The organism is Streptomyces malaysiensis subsp. samsunensis, from assembly GCF_024519315.1.
Lineage (GTDB): Bacteria > Actinomycetota > Actinomycetes > Streptomycetales > Streptomycetaceae > Streptomyces > Streptomyces malaysiensis.
This window is the reverse complement of sequence record NZ_JANIIC010000017.1, coordinates 130,226-151,119: the sequence shown is the minus strand read 5'-3', so window position 1 is coordinate 151,119 and position 20,894 is coordinate 130,226. Positions and strand designations below refer to the sequence as shown.

Below are 20,894 nucleotides of genomic sequence, written 5' to 3'. Positions count from 1 at the left end.
GCTGCTGGCCGGGATCCGAGGGCTGATCCTGTGGCGGCTGCTGGCCGGGATCCGACGGCTGATCCTGCGGTTGGTCCTGGGGCTGGTCCGAGGGCTGATCCTGCGGCTGCTGGCCGGGATCCGTCGGCTCGTCGGAGGGCTGGGACTGCTGCGAAGGCGTCCCGGACGGGCGCTCGGTCTCCAGCGGGGTGAACCGGTCGGACGGCTTCATGGTGACCTTCGGCGCTTCCCGCAGCCGGGGGGCGTGCTGCTCGCCCGGCATCGCCAGGTAGGAGGGGTAGTCGGCGCGCGCCAGCACCGTGTCCCGCGGGTTGCTGCTGCCGTCGCCGTCACCGAGCGGGCGCTTCAGCAACTGGGATTTGCCGATCCCCACCAGCACGAGGCTCTTGACGTTCTTCGAGGCCGGCCGGATGACGGTCACCGTGCTCCGGGAGAAGCCGTTCCACTCGGGTCCGGTGAAGGTCGGCTTGGCGTTGCGCGGCGGGGCCGAGGCCCTGACGGGATTTCCGGAGTCGCACTTCACGACGGGCAGACCGCGCTCATCGACGAAAACCGCCGTGCCGGCCTGAAGGACGGCCGACACCGGCTTCACCCCACCGCGGAAACCGTAGGTCTTCGCATAGGTGTCGGAGCGCAGGGTGACGCTCGTGAGCCGTTGGACGAAAGCGGAGATCTGGTCGGGCGAGATGTGCTGGACCTTGCTCCAGGCGGCGCCCCTCCGCTTGTCGGCGTCGAGGTCGTGCGTAAGCCCCTGCCGGTCGCAGGGCTGCCGGTTCCGGATCCCGGCGTAGAGACCCGGGGTGTTGCCGCGGAAGGCCCGGCCTCCATTGGAGGGCGACACCACGTGTTTGCGGTCATGCCCAGCGGAGGAGGTGAAAGCGGGGACCGAGGTCTTTCCGACGGGTTCCCGCCGGTATTCGACCGTCGAGCCGTATCGGGGGGCTTCCCCGGACGTCTCTCCGGTGGCTTCCCCGGACGCCTTTTCGGAGGAGGAGACCATCCCAAGGACCACCACGACGGCGACCACGACGACGAAACCGACGACGACTGCTGAACGACGCGAGGTGAGGTGCCATGAGATCGAGCGCATTTCCCTCTCCTTCCCTTACCTCGGCTCCAATCGTGCGCTCGCCTCGTACACCCCCGCTTCCCCCGAAACCTTGACATCTCACCCCACCTTTGGGGGACTTGGCCCGCGTTTGACCGTCGCCGCTCGCAGAACCGCCCCCGGTCCGGGTGCACCCGGACCGGGGGCGGTCGCTACCCCTCGCGGTCTATCCGCGGCACACTCTCCGACCATGTCGGATGTTCGCCGCATATCTAGACTAAACGGACGTGCTCCAGTTGGCTGGGGAACGGACGGGAGAACGGATGGCGGAACAGCCAGGGCAGCGACCAGGAGAACGTACGGCAGCCGAGGAGGACCGGATGAGCGGCCCGGTCGTGGCGGGGGTCGACGGATCGCGGCGCAGCCTTACGGCGGCCGAGTGGGCCGCCCGGGAGGCGGCGCGGCGCGGGGCCGCGCTGCGGCTCGTGCACGCTTGTCCGCCACTGCCCCGCAGGGTCTCGCCGGTGCCCGGGGTGGACGCCTGGCAGAACGTGGGCGAGCAGATGCTCGGGCAGACGGTCGCCGACTTCCGGGCCCGCCATCCGGAGCTCGGGATCGACGGGGAGCACACCGGCGACGAACCGTCCGAGGCGCTGCTCACGGCCGCCGCGAGCGCCGGGCTGCTGGTGGTCGGGTCCCGGGGCTGGGGCGGCTTCGACGGACTGGCGGTGGGCTCCGTGGCGCTGCGGGTGGCGGCGACGGCGGACTGCCCCGTGGTCACGGTCCCGGAGGCGCGGCGTACGGGCGCCGCGTGGGACGGCGCCGATACGGACGAGGTGCAGCTCGGTTTCGACGCACACGCCCCGGCGGAGGCGCCGACCGGCTTCGCGTTCCGCGCCGCCCGGGAGCGGGGCGTCCCGCTGCGGGTGGTGCACGCCTGGGCGCTGCCCCCGGCCGCCCCGTCGGCCTGGATGCTCACGGCCCTGGAGGAGGACCGCGCGATGTGGGAGGACCAGGAGAGCCAGGCGGTCTCCGACGCCCTGCGGCCCTGGCGGGAGAGTTGCCCGGAGGTCACCGTGGTGCCGGACGTCATTCTGCTCAATCCGGCGGAGGCACTGGTGCGATCCTCGGAGCGGGCCGGGCTGCTGGTGATCGGACGCCGTGCTCCCGCCCGGCCGACCGAGCTGCGGCTGGGGCCGGTGGCCCATGCCGTACTGCACCACGCCCACTGCCCGGTGGCGGTCGTACCCCAGCCCGCGCCATGAGCGCCCGGCCTCAGCCGAAGAACACCCCGAATTCGGAGTAGAGCGAGGGATCGACGGCCTTGGTGCCCACCGTGGCCTCCGTGAGCGGTATGCGCACGATATCCGTGCCACGCAGCGCGACCATCATGCCGAAGTCCTGGTCCTTGACCGTGTCGATCGCGCGCAGTCCGAAGCGGGTGGCCAGCCAGCGGTCGAAGGCGCTGGGCGTCCCACCGCGCTGGATATGCCCCAGGACCGTGGTGCGGGCCTCCTTGCCGGTGTGAGCGGCGATCTCATGGGCCAGCCACTCGCCGATACCGGACAGCCGGACATGGCCGAACGCGTCCAGACTGGAGTCCTTGACCACCATCTGCCCCTGCTTCGGCACGGCCCCCTCCGCCACCACCACGATCGGTGCGTACCGGATCTTGAAGCGGTTCTCCACCCAGGCGCAGACCTGGTCGATGTCGAAGGGCTGCTCGGGGATGAGGATGGCATTGGCACCGCCCGCGATGCCCGAGTGCAGCGCGATCCAGCCCGCGTGCCGCCCCATCACCTCGACCACCAGGGTGCGGGTGTGGGATTCGGCGGTGGTGTGCAGCCGGTCGATCGCCTCGGTGGCGATATTGACGGCGGTGTCGAAGCCGAAGGTGTAGTCGGTGCCGGCCACGTCGTTGTCGATCGTCTTGGGCACTCCGACCACCCGGATGCCCTCGCCTCCCAGCGCGGCGGCGACTCCGAGCGTGTCCTCGCCGCCGATCGCGATGAGCGCGTCCACCTCGTGCTCGGCGAGGGTCTCCCGCACCCGGCCGACACCGTCCTCGCTGGCCAGGGGGTTGGTCCGGGAGGAGCCGAGGATGGTGCCGCCACGCGGCAGGATGCCGCGCACGGCCGGGACGTCCAGCGGCACGACGGCTCCTTCGAGCGCACCGCGCCAGCCGTCCCGCACCCCGACGAAGTCGAAGCCGTGGACCTCCACGCCCTTCCGGACGATGCCGCGAATCGCGGCGTTGAGCCCGGGGCAGTCACCGCCGCCGGTCAGCACACCGACACGCATCTCCGCTCCCTCCGCCGACGGCGCGAGCCACTGCCGCCGCTCCTTCCGGCACCACTCTTGCCACCCCCCTCTTCTTCCAGCTTCCTCCAGAATCCACCCATATGTAGCGCGGCGCCCACACCGGCGTAGCGGTGTCCCCACAACACCGGTCTGTTCATCCGACTGATACGACTGATGCGCCAGAGGTGTGGATAGACTCTCGCAACTGCATAGGGGCACAGCGGGGAGAGGCAGCACAAATGGCCCAGGCGAAGAAAATCGCGCTCTATATGCTGATCGTCTTCGTGCTGTACACGATCATCAAGACGCCGGCCCGGGCGGCCGACCTCGTCCAGGTCGGCTTCGAGGGCATATCGGACGCCGCCAAGAGCGTCGGTGAGTTCATGACGGAACTGACCAACTGACCTCGCCCCCTCCCGTCGGCCACCCTCGAACCCCTGCCCCTATCAGCCCCTTATTGGGCGATTCCTCCACCAACACGTGGTAAAGCGGTGCTTGCACACAGTGCACATGTCTTGTGATGCTATGACCGCTTTTGCCGGGTGAGTACATCGTGAAGGGGTGGCGTGACCGTGTCGGCCCGTACCGCGCCCAGAACCCCGCCCCAGGGCGATGGCGGCACCGAAAGCGGCAGAAGCCGCGGGGCCGACGCCAGAGCGCTCACCCAGGTGCTCTTCGCCGAACTGTCGGACCTCACCCCCGGAACCCCCGAGCACGCCCGCGTGCGCGCCGCGCTCATCGAGGCCAATCTGCCGCTGGTCCGCTACGCCGCGGCCCGCTTCCGCAGCCGCAACGAGCCCATGGAGGACGTGATCCAGGTCGGCACCATCGGCCTGATCAACGCGATCGACCGGTTCGACCCGGACCGCGGGGTGCAGTTCCCGACCTTCGCCATGCCGACCGTCGTCGGCGAGATCAAGCGCTACTTCCGCGACAACGTCCGCACCGTCCATGTGCCGCGCCGGTTGCATGAGCTATGGGTGCAGGTCAACGGCGCGACCGAGGATCTGACCGTGCTGCACGGCCGCTCCCCGACGACGGCCGAGATCGCCGAACGGCTCAGGCTCAGCGAGGAAGAGGTGCTCGCCTGCATCGAGGCGGGCCGCTCGTATCACGCCACCTCCCTGGAGGCCGCCCAGGAGGGCGACGGGCTGCCGGGACTGGTCGACCGGCTCGGCTACGAGGACCCGGCGCTCGCCGGAGTCGAGCACCGCGATCTGGTGCGCCACCTCCTCGTACAACTGCCCGAGCGCGAACAGCGTATCCTTTTGCTTCGTTACTACAGCAATCTGACGCAGTCTCAGATCAGTGCCGAGCTCGGTGTCTCCCAGATGCATGTGTCCCGGCTGCTGTCCCGGAGCTTCGCCCGGCTGAGATCCGCGAACCGGATCGAGTCCTGATCCTTGCGAGGGACCTCCGCCCGGGGCTTCGAGGCTGTAATGTCGACATGGCGCTACAGCGTGTTGCCGACATGTGACATTCTGCATGAACCGCGTTTGGCGCGGCCCGACCTCCGGTATTCAGGGGGAGGCTGCGTCGGACACGAACCGCGCAGCTGGGATCCGTTCGCGACCTCTAGGGGGTGGCATGTCCGTAGAACTGGGCAGCTCGAAGGTGCTCAACAACGACGCACCGCTCATGCCTGACGACTGCGACGCCATCGACACCCGCACCCTCTCCCGCTCCCTCTTCCTGCGGCTCGCCACACTCGACAAGGACAGTGCGGAGGCCGGCTACGTCCGTGACACCCTCATCGAGCTGAACCTCCCGCTCGTCCGCTACGCGGCGGCCCGGTTCCGCAGCCGTAACGAGCCCATGGAGGACATCGTCCAGGTCGGCACCATCGGCCTGATCAAGGCGATCGACCGCTTCGACTGCGAACGGGGCGTGGAGTTCCCCACGTTCGCCATGCCGACCGTCGTGGGCGAGATCAAGCGGTTCTTCCGCGACACCAGTTGGTCGGTGCGGGTCCCGCGGCGGCTCCAGGAGCTGCGGCTGGCGCTCACCAAGGCCAGTGACGAGCTGTCACAGAAGCTCGACCGCTCCCCGACCGTCACAGAGCTCGCCACGGCGCTGGGCGTCTCCGAGGAGGACGTGGTCGACGGGCTCGCGGTGGGCAACGCCTACACGGCCAGCTCGCTGGACTCCCCGTCGCCCGAGGACGACGGCGGCGAGGGGTCGCTCGCCGACCGGCTGGGCTACGAGGACACCGCGCTGGAGGGCGTGGAGTACCGGGAGTCGCTCAAGCCCCTGCTGGCCAAACTGCCGCCGCGCGAGCGCCAGATCATCATGCTGCGCTTCTTCGCCAATATGACGCAGTCGCAAATCGGCGAAGAGGTCGGGATCTCCCAGATGCATGTCTCCCGGCTGCTCACCCGGACCCTGGCCCAGCTGCGCGAGGGTCTGATCTCGGACTGAGCCGGACGGGCCGGTTCCGCACCGGATCCCTGTACACCTGACGGGTCGTCAGCCACACTGGCCCGATGCGATACGCATGGAGCCGGACAACGGGCCGCCGAGGCACGGCGATCGCCTCCTCGGCGGCCACGCTGTGCCTGGGGGCACTGCTCAGCGGCTGCGGCGGTGGCGGCGACGGCTATGTCGCCGCCGGGGCGGCCGGACCCGACGGCCAGCGGACCGCGAAGGCCGTGCCACCCAAGGGTGACGTCGACCTGGTGCCCCTGGACGAGGACGGCGCACAGAACGATCGCGACGGTAAGGGCGGCACGGGCGGGAAGCGCGATCGGGGCGCGTCCGGACCCGCCGCCACCACGGGCGGAAAGGCGGACGGACCGGCCTCGCGGGCGCCCTCGGCGTCGGCAGGGGCCCCCGGCCGTACGGACAGCCCGAGCGGCGGGCGGAGCGGCTCCGGGGCCCCGGGGCGTACGGACGGCGGCCCCAAGGGCGGCGACGGGCCCCGAGACGACGGATCCGGCGAGCCCTCGCCCTCCGGATCAGGCTCCGGCTCCCCCACGCCCACCGGACCGGCCGCCCTCGAGGTCGGCAAGCCGGAGCGCACGGCGACCGATGAGCGCTGGTGCGAAAAGGTGAAGGTCGAGTTCCACAACACCGGAGGAACCGCGGTCACCTCGGGCACCGTCACCTTCTCGACCCATGTGATCGACCTCCTCGGCATCGACTGGGCGACGTCGAAGTCCGAGGAAAAGCTGCCCGCACCGATCGGCGCGGGCCAGAAGAAGGAGAAGACCTGGACGGTGTGCGTGGACGACTGGCGGGTGCCGCTGGGCATGCATATCGAGACACGGGACGTCTCGGTCGCCTGGAAGCCGTAAGGACGGCCCGGCAGCCGTAAGGGGCGCGGGAGCTCATGCCCCCGCTGGAAACGTCGAGTTCGGCGGCCTCAGGCCAGCGCCAGCCAGGCCACCGCGGCGACGATCACGACCGCGGCGATCACACCGACGATCACGCCGACGCGCGAACCGCCACCGCCCGTCGCGGCGGTGGTCTGAGGCTGCCGAGTGCCCTCGTCGACGAAGGCTCGGAACATCTGGGTGGAGCCCGCCGGGTCGTTGTTTCCGTTGGGGCTCTGGGGGTTGTTCGCCATGAGCCCCGACCCTAGCGAACGAGCGGATTCCGGGACACCCCCGGGTACCAGCGGCCCCTCCCGCCCCACCCACCCCGCTTGACCGACTCCGGGTCGACTCTTTAATAGCAATTTACTACCCAGACCACCCTTTCATTTGCCTGTAGCAACTAACTTCTTCTATGGTTGCCCCAAGCAACTGACCAATCTGACCAAACCCTCTGGGGGTGCCGTGGCCACACAGAGCCACTACGAGGAGCTGGCCCGGCAGCTCAGCGCCATCGGCACCGTCAAACGCGGCCTCGGGCGCGTCCTGCCGGCCGACTGCCCATCCGGCTCCGCCGTCGTCCTGATGCTCCTGGACCGGTACGGCGAGATGCGGATGAGCAGGCTCGCCGAGCTGCTAGACATCGACATGTCGGTGACCAGTCGGCATGTGGCGCATGTCGCGAACCGCGGCTGGGTGGACCGCAAGCCCGACCCGCTCGACCGGCGGTCGCGGCTGCTGAGCATCAACACCAGCGGACGGACGCTGCTCGGTCAGGTGTCCGAGCGCTACACGAACGCGCTCGCCAGTTGTCTGAGCGACTGGTCCGACGAGGACGTCGACCGGCTCAACGAACTTCTCGCCCGGTTGCGGACGAGTTTCGGGGACACCCGTTCCCGGGCTCTGCCGCAACAGGCGGAGAGCAGCATCACCCGTACACCTTCGCAACGTTAAGGAACTTCATGGCAACGACCACACCGGACGGCGGTGTGCGGGGACCCGCGGGGCACCCCGCCCACGCCAAGCACGGCGGAGGAGGCCACAGAGGCCAGCCCGGCCAGGGCGCGGACTCCCCGGCGCCGATGACCCACCGGCAGATCATGGAGGCGCTCTCCGGACTGCTGCTGGGGATGTTCGTCGCGATCCTGTCGTCGACGATCGTCTCCAACGCCCTGCCCGAGATCATCTCCGATCTCCACGGCGGCCAGTCCGCCTACACCTGGGTCGTCACCGCCACCCTGCTGGCCATGACCGCCGCCACCCCGCTGTGGGGCAAGCTCTCCGATCTGTTCAGCAAGAAGCTGCTGGTCCAGATCGCCCTGCTGATCTACGTCGCGGGCTCCGTGGTGGCCGGTCTGTCCCAGAGCCCCGGCATGCTGATCGCCTGCCGAGTGGTGCAGGGCATCGGCGTCGGCGGTCTGTCCGCCCTCGCCCAGGTCGTCATGGCGGCGATGATCTCCCCGCGTGAGCGCGGCCGCTACAGCGGCTACCTCGGCGCGACCTTCGCCGTCGCGACCGTCGGCGGCCCGCTGCTGGGCGGCGTGATCACCGACACCTCCTGGCTGGGCTGGCGCTGGTGCTTCTACGTCGGCGTCCCGTTCGCCGTCATCGCGCTGATCGTCCTTCAGAAGACCCTGAAGCTCCCCGTGGTGAAGCGGGAGGTCAAGGTCGACTGGGGCGGCGCCTTCTTCATCAGCGCCGCGGTCTCGCTGCTGCTGGTCTGGGTGACCTTCGCGGGCGACAAGTACGACTGGCTCTCGTGGCAGACCTACGCGATGGTCGGCGGTTCGATCGTGCTCGGTCTGATCTTCCTGCTGATCGAGTCCAAGGCGACCGAGCCGATCATTCCGCTGCGGCTGTTCCGCAACAAGACGATCACCCTCACCTCGCTGGCATCGCTCTTCGTCGGTATCGCGATGTTCTCCGGAACCGTCTTCTTCAGCCAGTACTTCCAGCTGGCGCGCGGTGAGACGCCCACCATGTCCGGCGTCATGACGATCCCGATGATCGGTGGCCTGTTCGTCTCCTCGACCGTTTCCGGCCAGGTCATCACCAAGACCGGTCGCTGGAAGGCATGGCTGGTCATGGGTGGTGTGCTGGTGACGGCGGGCCTCGGGCTGCTGGGCACCATCCGCTACGACACCCCGTACTGGCACATGGCGATCTATATGGCGCTCATGGGCCTCGGTGTCGGCATGATGATGCAGAACCTGGTGCTGGCCAGCCAGAACCAGGTGGCCCCGCAGGACCTCGGCGCGGCCAGCGCCGTCGTCACCTTCTTCCGCTCCCTGGGCGGTGCGGTGGGCGTCTCGGCCCTCGGTGCGGTGCTCGCCAACCGCGTCACCCACTACGTCAAGGACGGCCTGACCGACCTCGGCCCCAAGGGCGCCGCGCTGGGCCACGCCGGCACCGGCGGCGGTGCCATCCCCAACGTCAAGACGCTGCCCGAGCCGCTGCGCACGATCATGGAGAGCGCCTACGGCCACGGTGTCGCGGACGTCTTCCTCTTCGCCGCCCCGGCCGCGCTGCTCGCCCTGCTGCTGACCCTGTTCATCAAGGAGGTAGCCCTGAAGACCAGCTCCGGCTCCCAGCAGGCCGCCGCGGCCGCCTCGGACCCGGCCGCCGACGCCACCCCGGCCGACGCGGTGCCGGCCACCGCCGCCGGGCAGATCTCCGACCTCGAGCCCGCGCTCGTGGGCGCCCCGGCCCCCGAGGTGCACGAGCCGGACTCCGACGGTGCCCTCGCGGCCACCGCCCCGCAGCGCTTGGCGGCCTTCGCCTCCGCCGGGGGCGACGGCGCGGACCACCAGCCCCGCCAGGGTGTGCACGGCTTCGTGCGGAACGCGGACGGCGGCCCCGTCGCCCGTGCCGCGGTGACGCTGATCTCGCTCGCCGGGCGGCAGCTCGGCCGCTCGGTGGCACACCCCGACGGCTCCTACGCCCTGGACGCGCCGGGCTCCGGCTCGTACGTCCTGATCGCGGCGGCCGACGGCCACCAGCCGCAGGCGTCCACGGTCGTGGTCGGGGACGAGCCGCTCGGCTTCGACATCGTCCTGTCGGCCACCAGCGGCCTGGTGGGCAATGTGCGTGGCGCCGCCGACGGCCGCCCGGTCGAGGCGGCGATGGTCGTGGTCACCGATGTCCGCGGTGAGGTGCTGGCCACCGGGAAGACCGGTGAGCAGGGCGACTTCGGCTTCGAGGAGCTGGTCTCCGGGACCTTCACGGTCGCGGTGAACGCGCCGGGCTACCGGCCCGCGGCCCTGCCCGTCGAGGTGGGCGCCCAGGGGCTGACCCGGGTGGAGATAGCGCTCCAGGCCGGCGCCCGGGTACAGGGCATAGTCCGCGCCGGGGCCGACCGGCGGCCGCTGCCCGACGCGCGGGTCACCCTCGTGGACTCGGCCGGGAACGTGGTCGCCACCGCCACCACCGGTGAGGACGGCGCGTACGCCTTCACCGACCTGGACGCGGGCGACTACACGGTCATCGCGAGCGGCTACCCGCCGGTCGCGGGGGCGCTGACGGTCTCCGGACCCGGCGTCGACGGCCACGATGTGGAGCTCGCCCACCCGGGCGAGTGACGGAACTCCGGGCCGGGGGCGCGCACGAGCGGAGGCGCGCCCCCGACCCGGACCGGGGCGGCGGATTTTCCGCCGGGTCCGGAACCCGGATCCCGGCGGCGGTGTAGTGAAGGCAGGGGACGGCCTGACGCCGCCGCCCGGATCCGGCGCAACAGACACGACGAGTACGACCGGCACGACCCCGGTACGACCAGCACGACCAGTACGGCGTGCACGACCAGAACGACGAGTGCGACCAGCACGACCAGCACCACGAGTGCGACCAGCACGGCGTGCACGACCAGCACGTCGAGCGGAGCGACACGAGCGACATGAGCAACACGAGCGACACCCGAGCGGGAGCGAAACGCGGCATGACGACCACAGGAGCAGGAGCAGGCGGGGGAGCGGGACTGCGGGCCCGGATCCACACCCGTGACGGCTGGGCGGTCCAGCACGCCGTACTGACCGTCACCGATATGACGGGCGCCCAGGTGCTGCGCGCGCAGGCCGACGCGGACGGCGCCATCCGGACCGACGAGCCGCTGCCGCCGGGGGCGTACACGGTCATCGCCACCGCGGTCGGCTATGCCCCGGTGGCGTCCACCTCGATCGTCACGGCCTCCGGGCGGGCCGATGTGGGCACGGTGGTCCTGGCGCGCCAGGGCGGAGTGGAGCTTCCCCCGCCGGGTGCGTGGACGATCGACCCGGCGCATTCGACGGTGGGCGCGGTCGCCCAGCATCTGGGGATCTCCAGCGTGCGCGGCCGGTTCACGGAGTTCGGCGGGCGGATCGAGGTCACCGAGCACATCGAGAAGTCGCGGGTCGAGGCGGTTATCCAGGCCGCCAGCATCGACACCGGCAATGCGATGCGGGACGGCCATCTGAAGTCGCCCGACTTCCTCAATGTGGAGGAGTTCCCGCAGCTGACGTATCGGAGCACGCATCTGAGCGCGGCCGGGGCCGACCGCTGGACGGTCCATGGCGAGCTGTCGATGCACGGCGTCGTCCGGGACGTGGACCTGGACCTGACGTACCTGGGCACGGGCCCCGACCCCTGGGGCGGGGTGCGGGCGGCCTTCCGGGCCGTCGCCGAGCTGCGCCGCGAGGACTTCGCGATGAACTACAACCAGGTCGTCGCGGCGGGCATCGCGGCGATCGGCACGACCCTGCGGGTGGAGCTGGACATACAGGCGGTGCAGGGCGAGGACCTTCCGGCGGCCTGACCCGCGGCGGCCCGGCCTCCCCGCGGCCTGAGACCCGGCCCCGGGTCAGGCCGCCCACCCGCCGCCTCGCCCCTGGCCCGCCGCCGGGCCGACGAGGGCCCGGCGCAAGCCCGTCGCAGGAGGCCCGTCGCAGGAGACCGACAGTGCCCGCGAACGGCCCGCCACCGCGCGCTATCGCTCCTTCAGCGCCTCGATACCGGCGATCGCGAGGTCCAGGGCGAAGGTGAAATCGCGGTCGTGCATCTCCTGGACCGTGGTGCCGCCGCGAGCCTTCATGAACTGCCGGGCCTCGTCGTACTCCAAACGGTCCTCGACCGAGCTCATCATCTCGTGGAACAGCTCGTCCTGGGTGACTCCCTCCGCCCGGCAGCGGGCGGCGAAGCGGCCCTCGATCGTGCCGAAGCCGTAGACGAACTGATAGACGAGGGACAGCGCGCTGGTGATCCTGTCGTCCGGCAGTCCGCTGTTGCGCATCACGGCCAGCGCGGCCTTCTGGAAGACCACCGCATTGGGCCCGATGTTGAGGTACTCCCCCAGCAGCGCGGGCAGCCAGGGGTGGCGGACCAGCACCCGCCGGTACTCGGTGGCGACCTGGCGCAGCTGCTCGCGCCAGTCCCGCGGCTCGGCCGGAGGACCCGCGAAGCCTTCGACGGGGCCGACGGCCTCGATGGGCAGCGCTATCTCGCCCATGGCGGCGTCGAGGGCGAGTTCCAGCAGATGGTCCTTGGTCTCCACGTACCAGTAGACCGACATGGCGGTCACCCCGAGCTCCGCCGCGAGCCGCCGCATCGAGAAACCCGACATGCCCTCGGCGTCCAGCAGCCGCATCGTCGCCGCGACGATCTTCAGATGGTCGAGCCCGACCGGCTGCTGGTCGCCCTTGCGCTTGGGGGTCTTGCGCTCGGAGAGCCAGACGCTGGACCGCGGGCGGACGGTACGGCTGCCGGTTGCCATGGCGGCGCCTCTCTTTCTCCGATGCGCTGGCACCACATGTGCCCCGGGATCCGGCACGCGGCACCTCACTACCTGAAGATGCTATGCCGCCTGGGCCTCCCGTGAAGATCGTTCGGCCCTGCTCAGCAGCAGGGCGGCCACCACTCCGCCCGCCAGCACAGCGGCCGCGCCGACGAGCTGACTGGTCTGGACACCGGAGGCGAAGGCGTCCGCGACGGCCTTACGGTCCTCAGGCGTACGAGCCGCCGCGACGGCGGCCGGAAGCGAGCCCGCCCCGGCGGCGACCGCGGGCAGCAGCGAGGCGAAGCGGGAGTTCAGCACCGCGCCCAGAATGGCGACGCCGAGCCCGTTGCCGCATTCGGTGAGCGTGCCGTTGACCCCCGCGCCCACACCCGCCTTCTCCGGCGGGATGGCCGACATGATGGCGGTCGCCATCGCGGGCATCGCCAGCGCGATACCGGACCCCATCACCACCAGCCCGAAGAGCATTCCGCCATAGCCGTGCGCACCGAGCGTCGCGATGGTGGCGAGACCGGCCGCGAGCAGCCCCATCCCGCCGACGATCGTCACCGGGGTCCCCAGTCTGAGCAGCAGCCGAGCCCCGACACCGGTGAGATTGAGCGCGACGATCACCAGCGCGAGCGGCGCGGTGCGCAGCCCGGCGTCCAACGCGTCATAGCCGAGCACGAATTGCAGATGCTGGGTGAGCAGGAAGAGCGAACCGCCCATCCCGAAGGCGACGAGGATTCCGCCCGCCACCGCGCCCACGAACCGGCGGTTGCGGAAGAAGTGCATGTCCAGCATGGGATGCGGGATATGACGCTCCCACAGCGCGAAGCCGGTCATCACGGTGACGCCGATGAAGGCCGACAGCAGCACCCGGCCGGAGGTCCAGCCGTGCTCCGGCCCGGAGATGATCGCGAAGACGATGCCGGTCATGCCGACCGTGGACAGCAGCGCGCCCAGCAGATCGGGGCGGTCGCTGGTCGGCGCCTTCGACTCCGGCACCATCCAGACCACGGCGACCAGCCCGACCAGCGCCACCGGGATATTGATCAGGAAGATCGAGCCCCACCAGAAGTGCTCCAGCAGTGTGCCGCCGATCAGCGGCCCCGCGGCGAAGCCGAGGGAGCTGACCGCGCCCCACAGCCCGATGGCCTTGGCCCGCTCACCCTCCTCGAACACCTGCACCACGACGGCGAGCGTGGTGGTCATCAGCAGCGCCCCGCCGATCCCCATGCCCGCGCGGGCGGCGATCAGCTGACCCGGATCCTGCGCCATCGACGCGGCGAGCGAGCCGATGCCGAACAGGGCGAGCCCGGCGATCAGCATCTTCTTCCGCCCATAGCGGTCGGCGGCGCTGCCCGCGGTGAGCAGCAGGCCCGACTGGACCAGCGAGTAGGCGTTGATCATCCACTGGATATCGGCGGTGCGGGCATCCATCTCCCTGGCCAGGGAGGGGATCGCCACATTGAGGATCGTGTTGTCCAGCAACACGGTGAGCTGGGCCAGGCAGATGACGGCGAGAATCAGCCACCGCTGGGGGTGGCCGCCGGAGGACTGTTCGGGCAGGGCGTCGGGCGCGGTATTGGTGATCGGGGCCGGCATGAAGGTCTCCAGACGCACGCTTGTACGGTGTATGGCAATCGGTTTGCCATACACCGTACAAGGGCTGCCGGATGACGTGCAGGGAATTTCCCCGCGCCCGCGTTTCAGCTGGTCAACCGAGTTCAGCCGGTCTGTCGACCAGTCGGTCAGCCGGTCTTCTTCTGTGTCAGGTCGTAGAGCGTGGCGCTTCCCACGGTGACCTTCTTGTAGGTGGACTCGATCCAGGAGGTGATCTGGGACGAGGTCCCCTGGCCGCCGCCCGGCCCGCCGCCCATCCCGGTGCCCGAGGAGATGAAGTAGTGGATCTTGCCCTGCTTCACATACTCCTTGAACTGGGCGAGCGTCGGGGACGGGTCGCTGCCGTTGAATCCGCCGATGGCCATCACGGGCTTCTGGGTGGCCAGCTGATAGCTCGCGGCGTTCTGGGAGCCGATCGCCGCGGCCGCCCAGGTGTAGTCGTCGGCGCTCTTCTTCAGCTTCGCCGCCACCTCGGCGTCGACCTGCTGGCCGTTGAGCAGTCCGCCCATACCGCCGCCGCGCCGGCCCTCGCCCATACCGCCGCCGGGCAGCATGCCCGGCGTGCCGTTCTGCCCCTGGCCGCCCTGGGCGTTGCCCTGACCGTTCCGCGGGGACTGGCCGCCGCCCGGGAAGCCACCGCCGGGGAAGCCGTTCTGGCCGCCCGGCTGACCGCCGCCGGTGCCGCCGGTGCCGCCGCCCGGCGTACCCTGCCGACCGCCCTGGCCCTGCCCCTGCTGATTGCCCTGGCCCTGACCTTGCTGACCCTGGCCCTGCTGGCCTTGACCCTGCTGGCCTTGACCCTGCTGGCCCGCGCCCTGGCGTCCGTTCTGCATCCCGGGCGGACCGCCCATCCGGCCGCCGCCCGGGAACCCTCCACCCGGACCGCCCATACCGCCCGCCACCGACGGGCCCGCCGTCACGATGGAGCCCTGCTTCGGGGTGTCCACCGTGTTGAGCGTGTACGCGACCGGCCCGGCCAGCCCCGCCGCGAGGCCGAGGCCCGCCGCGGCCAGCGCCGCCTTCCGGCCCAGCCGCCCCGTCGCCAGCAGCCCGGTCAGCAGCAGCCCGGCCGCCGCCGCGAGCCCGCCGATCAGCACCGCCCAGCGCAGCCAGGGGTGCCAGTCCGGTGAACGCCCCAGCAGGACGTACGACATATACGCGGTGACCGCGACCGTGAGGGCGAGCACCGCCGAGGCCGCCGCCCCCGCCCGGCCGCCCTCGTTCCGCCGCTCCCACAGCAGGGCCGCGCCCATGCCCACGAGCGCCGCGATGTAGGGCGCCAGTGCGATGTTGTAGTACTGGTGGAAGATCCCGGACATGAAGCTGAAGGTGGCGAACGTCATCAGCAGCGCCCCGCCCCACACCAGGAAGGCCGCGCGCCGGGTGTCGGTGCGCCTCGCCCGCCAGGTCAGCCAGATCCCGGCCGCCAGCAGGATGAACGCCGCGGGCAGCAGCCAGGCGATCTGACCGCCCATGTCGGAGCCGAAGAGCCGGTCGATCCCGGTATCGCCCCACCTGCCGCCACCGCGACCGCCGCCGCCCGGACCGCCCCCGCCGACGCTGCCGGTCTCATTGCCGTTGATCCGGCCCAGACCGTTGTAGCCGAAGGTCAGCTCCAGGAAGCTGTTGTGCTGCGAACCGCCGATGTACGGACGCGAGGACGCCGGCCACAGCTCGACGATCGCGACCCACCAGCCGCCGGAGACCACCATCGCGAGCCCCGCGAGCAGCAGTTGCCCGATCCGCCGGCCGAACTTCGCCGGGGCGCACACCGCGTACACCACCGCGAGCGGCGGCAGAATCAGCCATGCCTGGAGCGTCTTGGTGAGGAAGCCGAGGCCGAAACAGACCCCCGCGAGCACCAGCCACTTGGTGCGGGCGTCCTCCAGCGCGCGCAGCACGCAGTAGACCGCCGAGACCATCAGCAGACAGAGCAGCGCGTCGGGGTTGTTGAAGCGGAACATCAGCGCCGCGACCGGGGTGACCGCGAGCGCCGCGGCCGCGATGAGCCCGGCGGCCGCGCTGAACCTGCGGCGTACGGCCGCGTACAGCACCCCGACCGTCGCGACGCCCATCAGCGCCTCGGGGACCAGGATCGCCCAGGAGGAGAGGCCGAAGAGCCGCACCGACAGCGCCATCGGCCACAGCGAGGCCGGGGGCTTGTCGACGGTGATGGAGTTCGCGGCGTCGGAGGAGCCGAAGAAGAACGCCTTCCAGCTCTCGCTGCCCGCCTGCGCGGCCGCCGAGTAGAACTGGTTGGCGTAGCCGGAGGCGCCCAGGCTCCACAGATAGAGCGCGGTGGTCACGGCCAGCAGGGCCCACAGGGCGGGCCGCGCCCAGCGCGGGTCATCCGGCCGTCCCCGCCGGACCCGCGCCAGGCGTCCCCCGTCCGAAGCGGCGGAGGCGGCGGAAGCCGCCGGAGCCGCGGGTGCCATGGGACCCGCCGGAGCCACGGTGGGAGCGTCCGAAGCCGCCGGGGCCACGGAAGCCATCGGAACCGCAGGGTCCGACGGGGGCTGCGGGGGCTGGGGAAGGGGCGGTCCGGCGTCCCGGGTGCCGTGGTCGTGCGTCGTCATCGGTTGTCGTTCCTCGAGTCGTCGGTGATGGCCCCGCTGTCCGACGGGAAGACCCAGGCCCGGAAGAGCAGGAAGCGCAGAACGGTCGCGGCGAGGTTCGCCGCGACCAGCACGGCCAGTTCGGTGCCGTGCGAGGCGGTGCCGGGGACGGCGTCCAAGGCGGCGAGGGAGCCGCTGGTCAGCACGAGGCCGATGCCGAAGACGACCAGCCCCTGCGCCTGGTGGCGCACCGCGCGGTCCCGGCCGCGTACGCCGAAGGTGAGCCTCCGGTTGGCCGCGGTGTTGCCGAGCGCCGACAGCAGCAAGGCCAGCGCGTTAGCCACCTGCGGTCCTGTGCCCAGCCGGAAGAGGGAGTACAGCAGCAGATAGACCAGGGTGCTCAGGGCGCCGACCACACAGAACCCGACCAGCTGGCGGGCCAGGCCCTTCGGCACCCCGCTCAGCTCGCGGTCGCGTGGATCGTCGCCGAACGGACGGCGCACCCGGTCGAGCGGCAGCGCGCCGGTGGCCAGCGCGCGCCCCACCCGCCACACGCCCTTGAGGTCCTCCGTGGCCGTCTTGAGGATGTGGACCGTGCTGTTCGGGTCGTCCACCCAGTCCACCGGCACCTCGTGGATGCGCAGCCCGGCCCGCTCGGCCAGCACCAGCATCTCGGTGTCGAAGAACCATCCGGTGTCCTCGACCAGCGGCAGCAGCCGCTCCGCGACGTCCTTACGGATCGCTTTGAAACCGCACTGGGCATCGGAGAAGCGGGCGGCCAGGCTGCCGCGCAGGATCAGGTTGTACGCCCGCGAGATGAACTCGCGCTTGGGCCCGCGCACCACGCGTGAGCTGCGCGCCAGCCGCGAGCCGATCGCCAGGTCGGAGTGACCGGAGATCAGCGGGGCCACCAGCGGCAGCAGCGCCTTGAGGTCCGTGGACAGATCGACGTCCATATAGGCGAGCACGGGCGCCTCGGACAGCGACCACACGGTGCGCAGCGCCCGCCCGCGCCCCTTCTGCTCCAGCCGGACCGCCGTCACCTCCTCGATGGTCTCGTCCAGGTGGGCCGCGAGCTCGGGCGTACGGTCCGTGCTGGCGTTGTCGGCGATGGTGATCCGGAAGGCGTACGGAAAGGTACGGGCCAGATGGTCATGCAGCCGTCGCACGCACCGCTCGAGGTCCGCTTCCTCGTTGTAGACGGGGATGACGACGTCCAGCACCGCACGGCCGCGCTCGGCCACCACCGGCCCGCGCACGGGCAAGGTCTGTAGAGGTGTCTCGGGCGGAGCCCCGAGAGGGGTGTCGATTCGCATGAGGTCGACAGTCGCGAGCCGCGCTGTCACGGCTGTGTGGTCAGCCTGTGGCCTGCCTGTGAGTCCGTTACGGCCTGGTGAACGCCGCGGTGGACGACCCGGTGGACGGGCAGATGGACGCCGAACACGGTGCGTCCGGGCACGCTGTCCACCGTCACCTTCCCGTCGTGCGCGGCGACGACCGCGTGCACGATGGCCAGGCCGAGCCCCGTACTGCCCGCGGCGCGGGAGCGCGAGGCGTCACCGCGCGCGAACCGTTCGAAGACATGCGGCAGCAGTTCGGGCGGGATGCCGGGACCGTCGTCCTCGATCTCCAGCGAGATGTACGCGGGCGGCCGCGGTGGGCCGAAGGGCCCGGCGGCGCGGGCGACGGCGTACGGCGAACCGTAAGGCGGGGCGTACGGCGAACCGGCCGCCTTACGGTGCCCATGAGCGCCACCGGTCCGGCCACCGACCCCGACGGTCCCACCGACCCCGACGGCCCCAGGGACGCCGACGGTCCCAGGGGCCCCGGAGGGCGCGACCGGCGCACCTGGCACGCCTGGTCCGCCTGGCGCCGCCGCGGGCGCCCCATGGAGCAGACCGTACGGCGCCGGATACCGCGAGGGGTACGGCGACGCCTGCGGCCCGCCCCACAGCACCCGCGCCGTGACCGTGGTGCCGGCCGGGGTGTGCGTACGCGCGTTGGCGAGGAGGTTGACCAGCACCTGGCGCAGCCGGGCGTCGTCGCCGTGGACGACCGCGGGTTCATCGGGCAGCTCAAGCCGCCACTCGTGGTCGGAGCCGACCGCCCGCGCGTCGCTGACCGCGTCGACGACCAGCGGGGACAGATCGACCTCCGCGCATTCCAGGGGCCGTCCCGCGTCCAGCCGGGCCAGCAGCAGCAGATCCTCGACCAGCCCGGTCATCCGCCCCGCCTCGGACTCGACCCGGCAGAGGGCATGCCGGGTGTCGGGGCCGATCTCCTCCCGGCCGCGCCGGGTCAGCTCCGCGTAACCGCGGATCGAGGCGAGCGGCGTACGGAGCTCATGGCTGGCGTCGGCGACGAACTGCCGCACCCGCGTCTCGCTCTCCTGGCGGGCCGCGAGCGCCGACTCCACATGGCCGAGCATGCGGTTGAGCGCCGCGCCCACCTGGCCGACCTCGGTACGCGGATCGGCCTCCGAGGCCGGGACGCGCTCGCGCAGCGCCACTTCGCCGCTGTGCAGGGGGAGTTCGGAGACCCGGGTCGCGGTCGCGGCCACCCGGCGCAGCGGGCGCAGCGAGATGCCGACCATCGCGGCCCCGGCGATCCCGGCCGCGACCAGCCCGGCCGCGGTCACACAGACCTCGACGAGGATGAGGGTGTTGACGGTCTCCTGGGTCTGGTCGAGCGGGAAGGCGAGGATGATGCCGCCCTCGCGGTGGTCCCACTGGGCCACGGCCCGGAAGCCGCCGAGGCCGGGCAGATCGATGGTGTGCACCTGCCCGTCGCGGGGGACGGCGGTGAGCGCCTTCAGCTGATCGCCGGACAGGGGGTCCACCCGGCTCTCGGCGTCGGCGTCGTTCGTCATGGGCGAGTCATTGCTCTTGCCGGACGCGGTGATCTCCCCGCCCTGGCCGAACCGCGCCCCGACCGTGCCGATGGGCTGGCCGGGTGAGGCGACGAAGAGCACATCGTCCCGGGGGAGCTCGCGCGCCGGGCCCGGCTTGTTCAGGAACCGCCCTACGGAACCGCGCAGATCGCCGTCCACCTGCCCCTGGAGATACGACTGGAGGGCGAGGGTCGTAACCGTGCCGATCACCGCGCAGACCACCGCGATCAGCGCGACGGCCGAGACGACCAGGCGGGTGCGCAGGGACCAGGGGCGGCGCCCGGCCCGCTGAGCGCGCCGGGCGTGCGCACGCCGCTGCGCCGCGTCCGCGCCGCCCTGCACGCCTCCCTGCGCTCCTCCCGGCCTCTGGGGCGCTCCCTGGCCCTGGGGCGCTCCCGCGCCGCTCTGCACCGCTCCGGGGCTCCGCACCGCTCCCGGGCTCGGCGCCGCCCCATCGCCGCTCGGCGCGGCGCCCGCACCCCGGGGCGCCTCCGCGTTCCGGGGCACCTCCGCGTTCCGGGGCGCTCCCGCGCCCTGAAGCGACTCGGGAGCGCCGCGCGTCACGTTGGTGTGGGACGGCTCGGACGCGCCGGGCGGCTCGGGGGCCCGGGACGGCCGGGGCGGGGGGTGCGCCACGGTGTCTACTCCCCGGGCTTGATCAGATACCCGGCACCACGCCGGGTGTGGATCATCGGAGTGCGCCCAGCGTCGATCTTGCGCCGCAGATACGAGATATAGAGCTCGACGACGTTGGCCTGGCCGCCGAAGTCATAGCTCCACACCCGGTCGAGGATCTGCGCCTTGCTGAGCACCCGGCGCGGATTGCGCATGAGATAGCGCAGCAGCTCGAACTCGGTCGCGGTGAGATGGATCTCCGCGCCCCCGCGCGACACCTCATGGCTGTCCTCGTCCAGGATCAGATCGCCCACGGCCAGCACCGACTCACTGCGCGCGGCCGCCGCCCCCGACCTGCGCAGCAGGCCCCGCAGCCGGGCGACGACCTCCTCCAGGCTGAACGGCTTGGTCACGTAGTCGTCGCCGCCCGCCGTGAGCCCCGCGATCCGGTCCTCCACCGCGTCCCGCGCGGTCAGGAACAGCACCGGGACATCGGGCAGCTCCCGGCGCAGCCGCCCCAGCACCGCGAGCCCGTCCATATCGGGCAGCATGATGTCCAGGACCACCGCGTCCGGGCGCAGTTCACGGGTGATCCGGATCGCGTCCGCGCCGTCACCGGCGGTGCGCACCTCCCACCCCTCGTAGCGCAGGGCCATCGACAGCAGGTCGGCGAGCGCCGACTCATCGTCCACAACCAGCACCCGGACGGGGCTCCCGTCGGGGCGCAGCAGCTCGGTACGCCCATGAGGCGAGGTCGGCATCATGTCCACCACCCTCCGCGCGGGGCCTGAGAGGTCCCTTTCGGCCGCCT

Annotated in this window: 17 protein-coding genes; 8 read left to right on the top strand and 9 right to left on the bottom strand. The window is 71.3% G+C overall.

The window, feature by feature from the left end; translation table 11 throughout:
- Positions 1-1,090: DUF6777 domain-containing protein (locus NQU54_RS17170; RefSeq protein WP_257631816.1), on the bottom strand; the 1,090-nt coding region annotated here is incomplete at its 3' end.
- A gap of 338 nt (positions 1,091-1,428) precedes the next feature.
- Here NQU54_RS17170 and NQU54_RS17165 point away from each other — a divergent pair.
- Entirely contained in the window at positions 1,429-2,313 is an 885-nt protein-coding gene (locus tag NQU54_RS17165) for a universal stress protein (protein ID WP_257631815.1), read from the top strand.
- Between the two features lie 10 nt (positions 2,314-2,323).
- Here NQU54_RS17165 and NQU54_RS17160 read toward each other — a convergent pair whose 3' ends face one another.
- On the bottom strand, positions 2,324-3,349 hold the full coding sequence (locus tag NQU54_RS17160; protein WP_069861029.1) for a 6-phosphofructokinase: 1,026 nt from the start codon (positions 3,347-3,349) through the stop codon (positions 2,324-2,326).
- Between the two features lie 239 nt (positions 3,350-3,588).
- Between NQU54_RS17160 and NQU54_RS17155 the strand changes: the two genes are divergently transcribed.
- The 4 genes from NQU54_RS17155 to NQU54_RS17140 all read left to right on the top strand — a co-directional run bounded on the left by NQU54_RS17155 (position 3,589) and on the right by NQU54_RS17140 (position 6,642).
- Positions 3,589-3,753, top strand: a complete 165-nt coding sequence (locus tag NQU54_RS17155; RefSeq protein ID WP_165556256.1) for a hypothetical protein — start codon at positions 3,589-3,591, stop codon at positions 3,751-3,753.
- 162 nt (positions 3,754-3,915) lie between these two features.
- Positions 3,916-4,749 (top strand): RNA polymerase sigma factor SigF, encoded by an 834-nt coding sequence (locus NQU54_RS17150; protein ID WP_069861030.1) that lies wholly within the window; start codon positions 3,916-3,918, stop codon positions 4,747-4,749.
- Between the two features lie 187 nt (positions 4,750-4,936).
- The gene (locus NQU54_RS17145) at positions 4,937-5,767 is read left to right on the top strand and encodes an RNA polymerase sigma factor SigF (protein ID WP_167502309.1); all 831 of its coding nucleotides are present in this window, start codon (positions 4,937-4,939) and stop codon (positions 5,765-5,767) included.
- A gap of 65 nt (positions 5,768-5,832) precedes the next feature.
- Positions 5,833-6,642: a hypothetical protein gene (locus NQU54_RS17140; protein WP_257631814.1), complete on the top strand. Its 810-nt coding sequence runs from the start codon at positions 5,833-5,835 to the stop codon at positions 6,640-6,642.
- A gap of 68 nt (positions 6,643-6,710) precedes the next feature.
- Here NQU54_RS17140 and NQU54_RS17135 read toward each other — a convergent pair whose 3' ends face one another.
- Positions 6,711-6,914: a hypothetical protein gene (locus NQU54_RS17135; protein ID WP_257631813.1), complete on the bottom strand. Its 204-nt coding sequence runs from the start codon at positions 6,912-6,914 to the stop codon at positions 6,711-6,713.
- A gap of 211 nt (positions 6,915-7,125) precedes the next feature.
- Between NQU54_RS17135 and NQU54_RS17130 the strand changes: the two genes are divergently transcribed.
- The 3 genes from NQU54_RS17130 (at position 7,126) to NQU54_RS17120 (ending at position 11,443) form a co-directional block, all read left to right on the top strand.
- Positions 7,126-7,614, top strand: coding sequence for a MarR family winged helix-turn-helix transcriptional regulator (locus NQU54_RS17130; RefSeq protein ID WP_102935130.1), 489 nt, complete (start codon positions 7,126-7,128; stop codon positions 7,612-7,614).
- 128 nt (positions 7,615-7,742) lie between these two features.
- Positions 7,743-10,238 carry an MFS transporter gene (locus NQU54_RS17125; protein WP_459112891.1) on the top strand — a complete coding sequence of 832 codons (2,496 nt, stop codon included), beginning with the start codon at positions 7,743-7,745 and terminating at the stop codon, positions 10,236-10,238.
- Positions 10,239-10,591: 353 nt separating this feature from the next.
- Complete coding sequence (locus NQU54_RS17120) at positions 10,592-11,443, top strand: YceI family protein (protein ID WP_257631823.1); 852 nt, start codon at positions 10,592-10,594, stop codon at positions 11,441-11,443.
- A gap of 171 nt (positions 11,444-11,614) precedes the next feature.
- Here NQU54_RS17120 and NQU54_RS17115 read toward each other — a convergent pair whose 3' ends face one another.
- The 6 genes from NQU54_RS17115 to NQU54_RS17090 all read right to left on the bottom strand — a co-directional run bounded on the left by NQU54_RS17115 (position 11,615) and on the right by NQU54_RS17090 (position 20,847).
- Complete coding sequence (locus tag NQU54_RS17115) at positions 11,615-12,397, bottom strand: TetR/AcrR family transcriptional regulator (protein ID WP_257631812.1); 783 nt, start codon at positions 12,395-12,397, stop codon at positions 11,615-11,617.
- Between the two features lie 81 nt (positions 12,398-12,478).
- Positions 12,479-14,005: an MFS transporter gene (locus NQU54_RS17110; protein WP_257631822.1), complete on the bottom strand. Its 1,527-nt coding sequence runs from the start codon at positions 14,003-14,005 to the stop codon at positions 12,479-12,481.
- Positions 14,006-14,151: 146 nt separating this feature from the next.
- Complete coding sequence (locus NQU54_RS17105) at positions 14,152-16,599, bottom strand: ArnT family glycosyltransferase (protein ID WP_372505909.1); 2,448 nt, start codon at positions 16,597-16,599, stop codon at positions 14,152-14,154.
- Positions 16,596-17,894: a bifunctional glycosyltransferase family 2/GtrA family protein gene (locus NQU54_RS17100; protein ID WP_257631810.1), complete on the bottom strand. Its 1,299-nt coding sequence runs from the start codon at positions 17,892-17,894 to the stop codon at positions 16,596-16,598. The genes NQU54_RS17105 and NQU54_RS17100 overlap by 4 nt, the downstream gene beginning before the upstream one ends.
- 26 nt (positions 17,895-17,920) lie before the next feature.
- Entirely contained in the window at positions 17,921-19,732 is a 1,812-nt protein-coding gene (locus NQU54_RS17095) for a sensor histidine kinase (RefSeq protein ID WP_441005748.1), read from the bottom strand.
- A 377-nt stretch (positions 19,733-20,109) separates the two neighbouring features.
- Positions 20,110-20,847, bottom strand: a complete 738-nt coding sequence (locus NQU54_RS17090) for a response regulator transcription factor (protein ID WP_069861405.1) — start codon at positions 20,845-20,847, stop codon at positions 20,110-20,112.
- Positions 20,848-20,894: the final 47 nt, after the last annotated feature.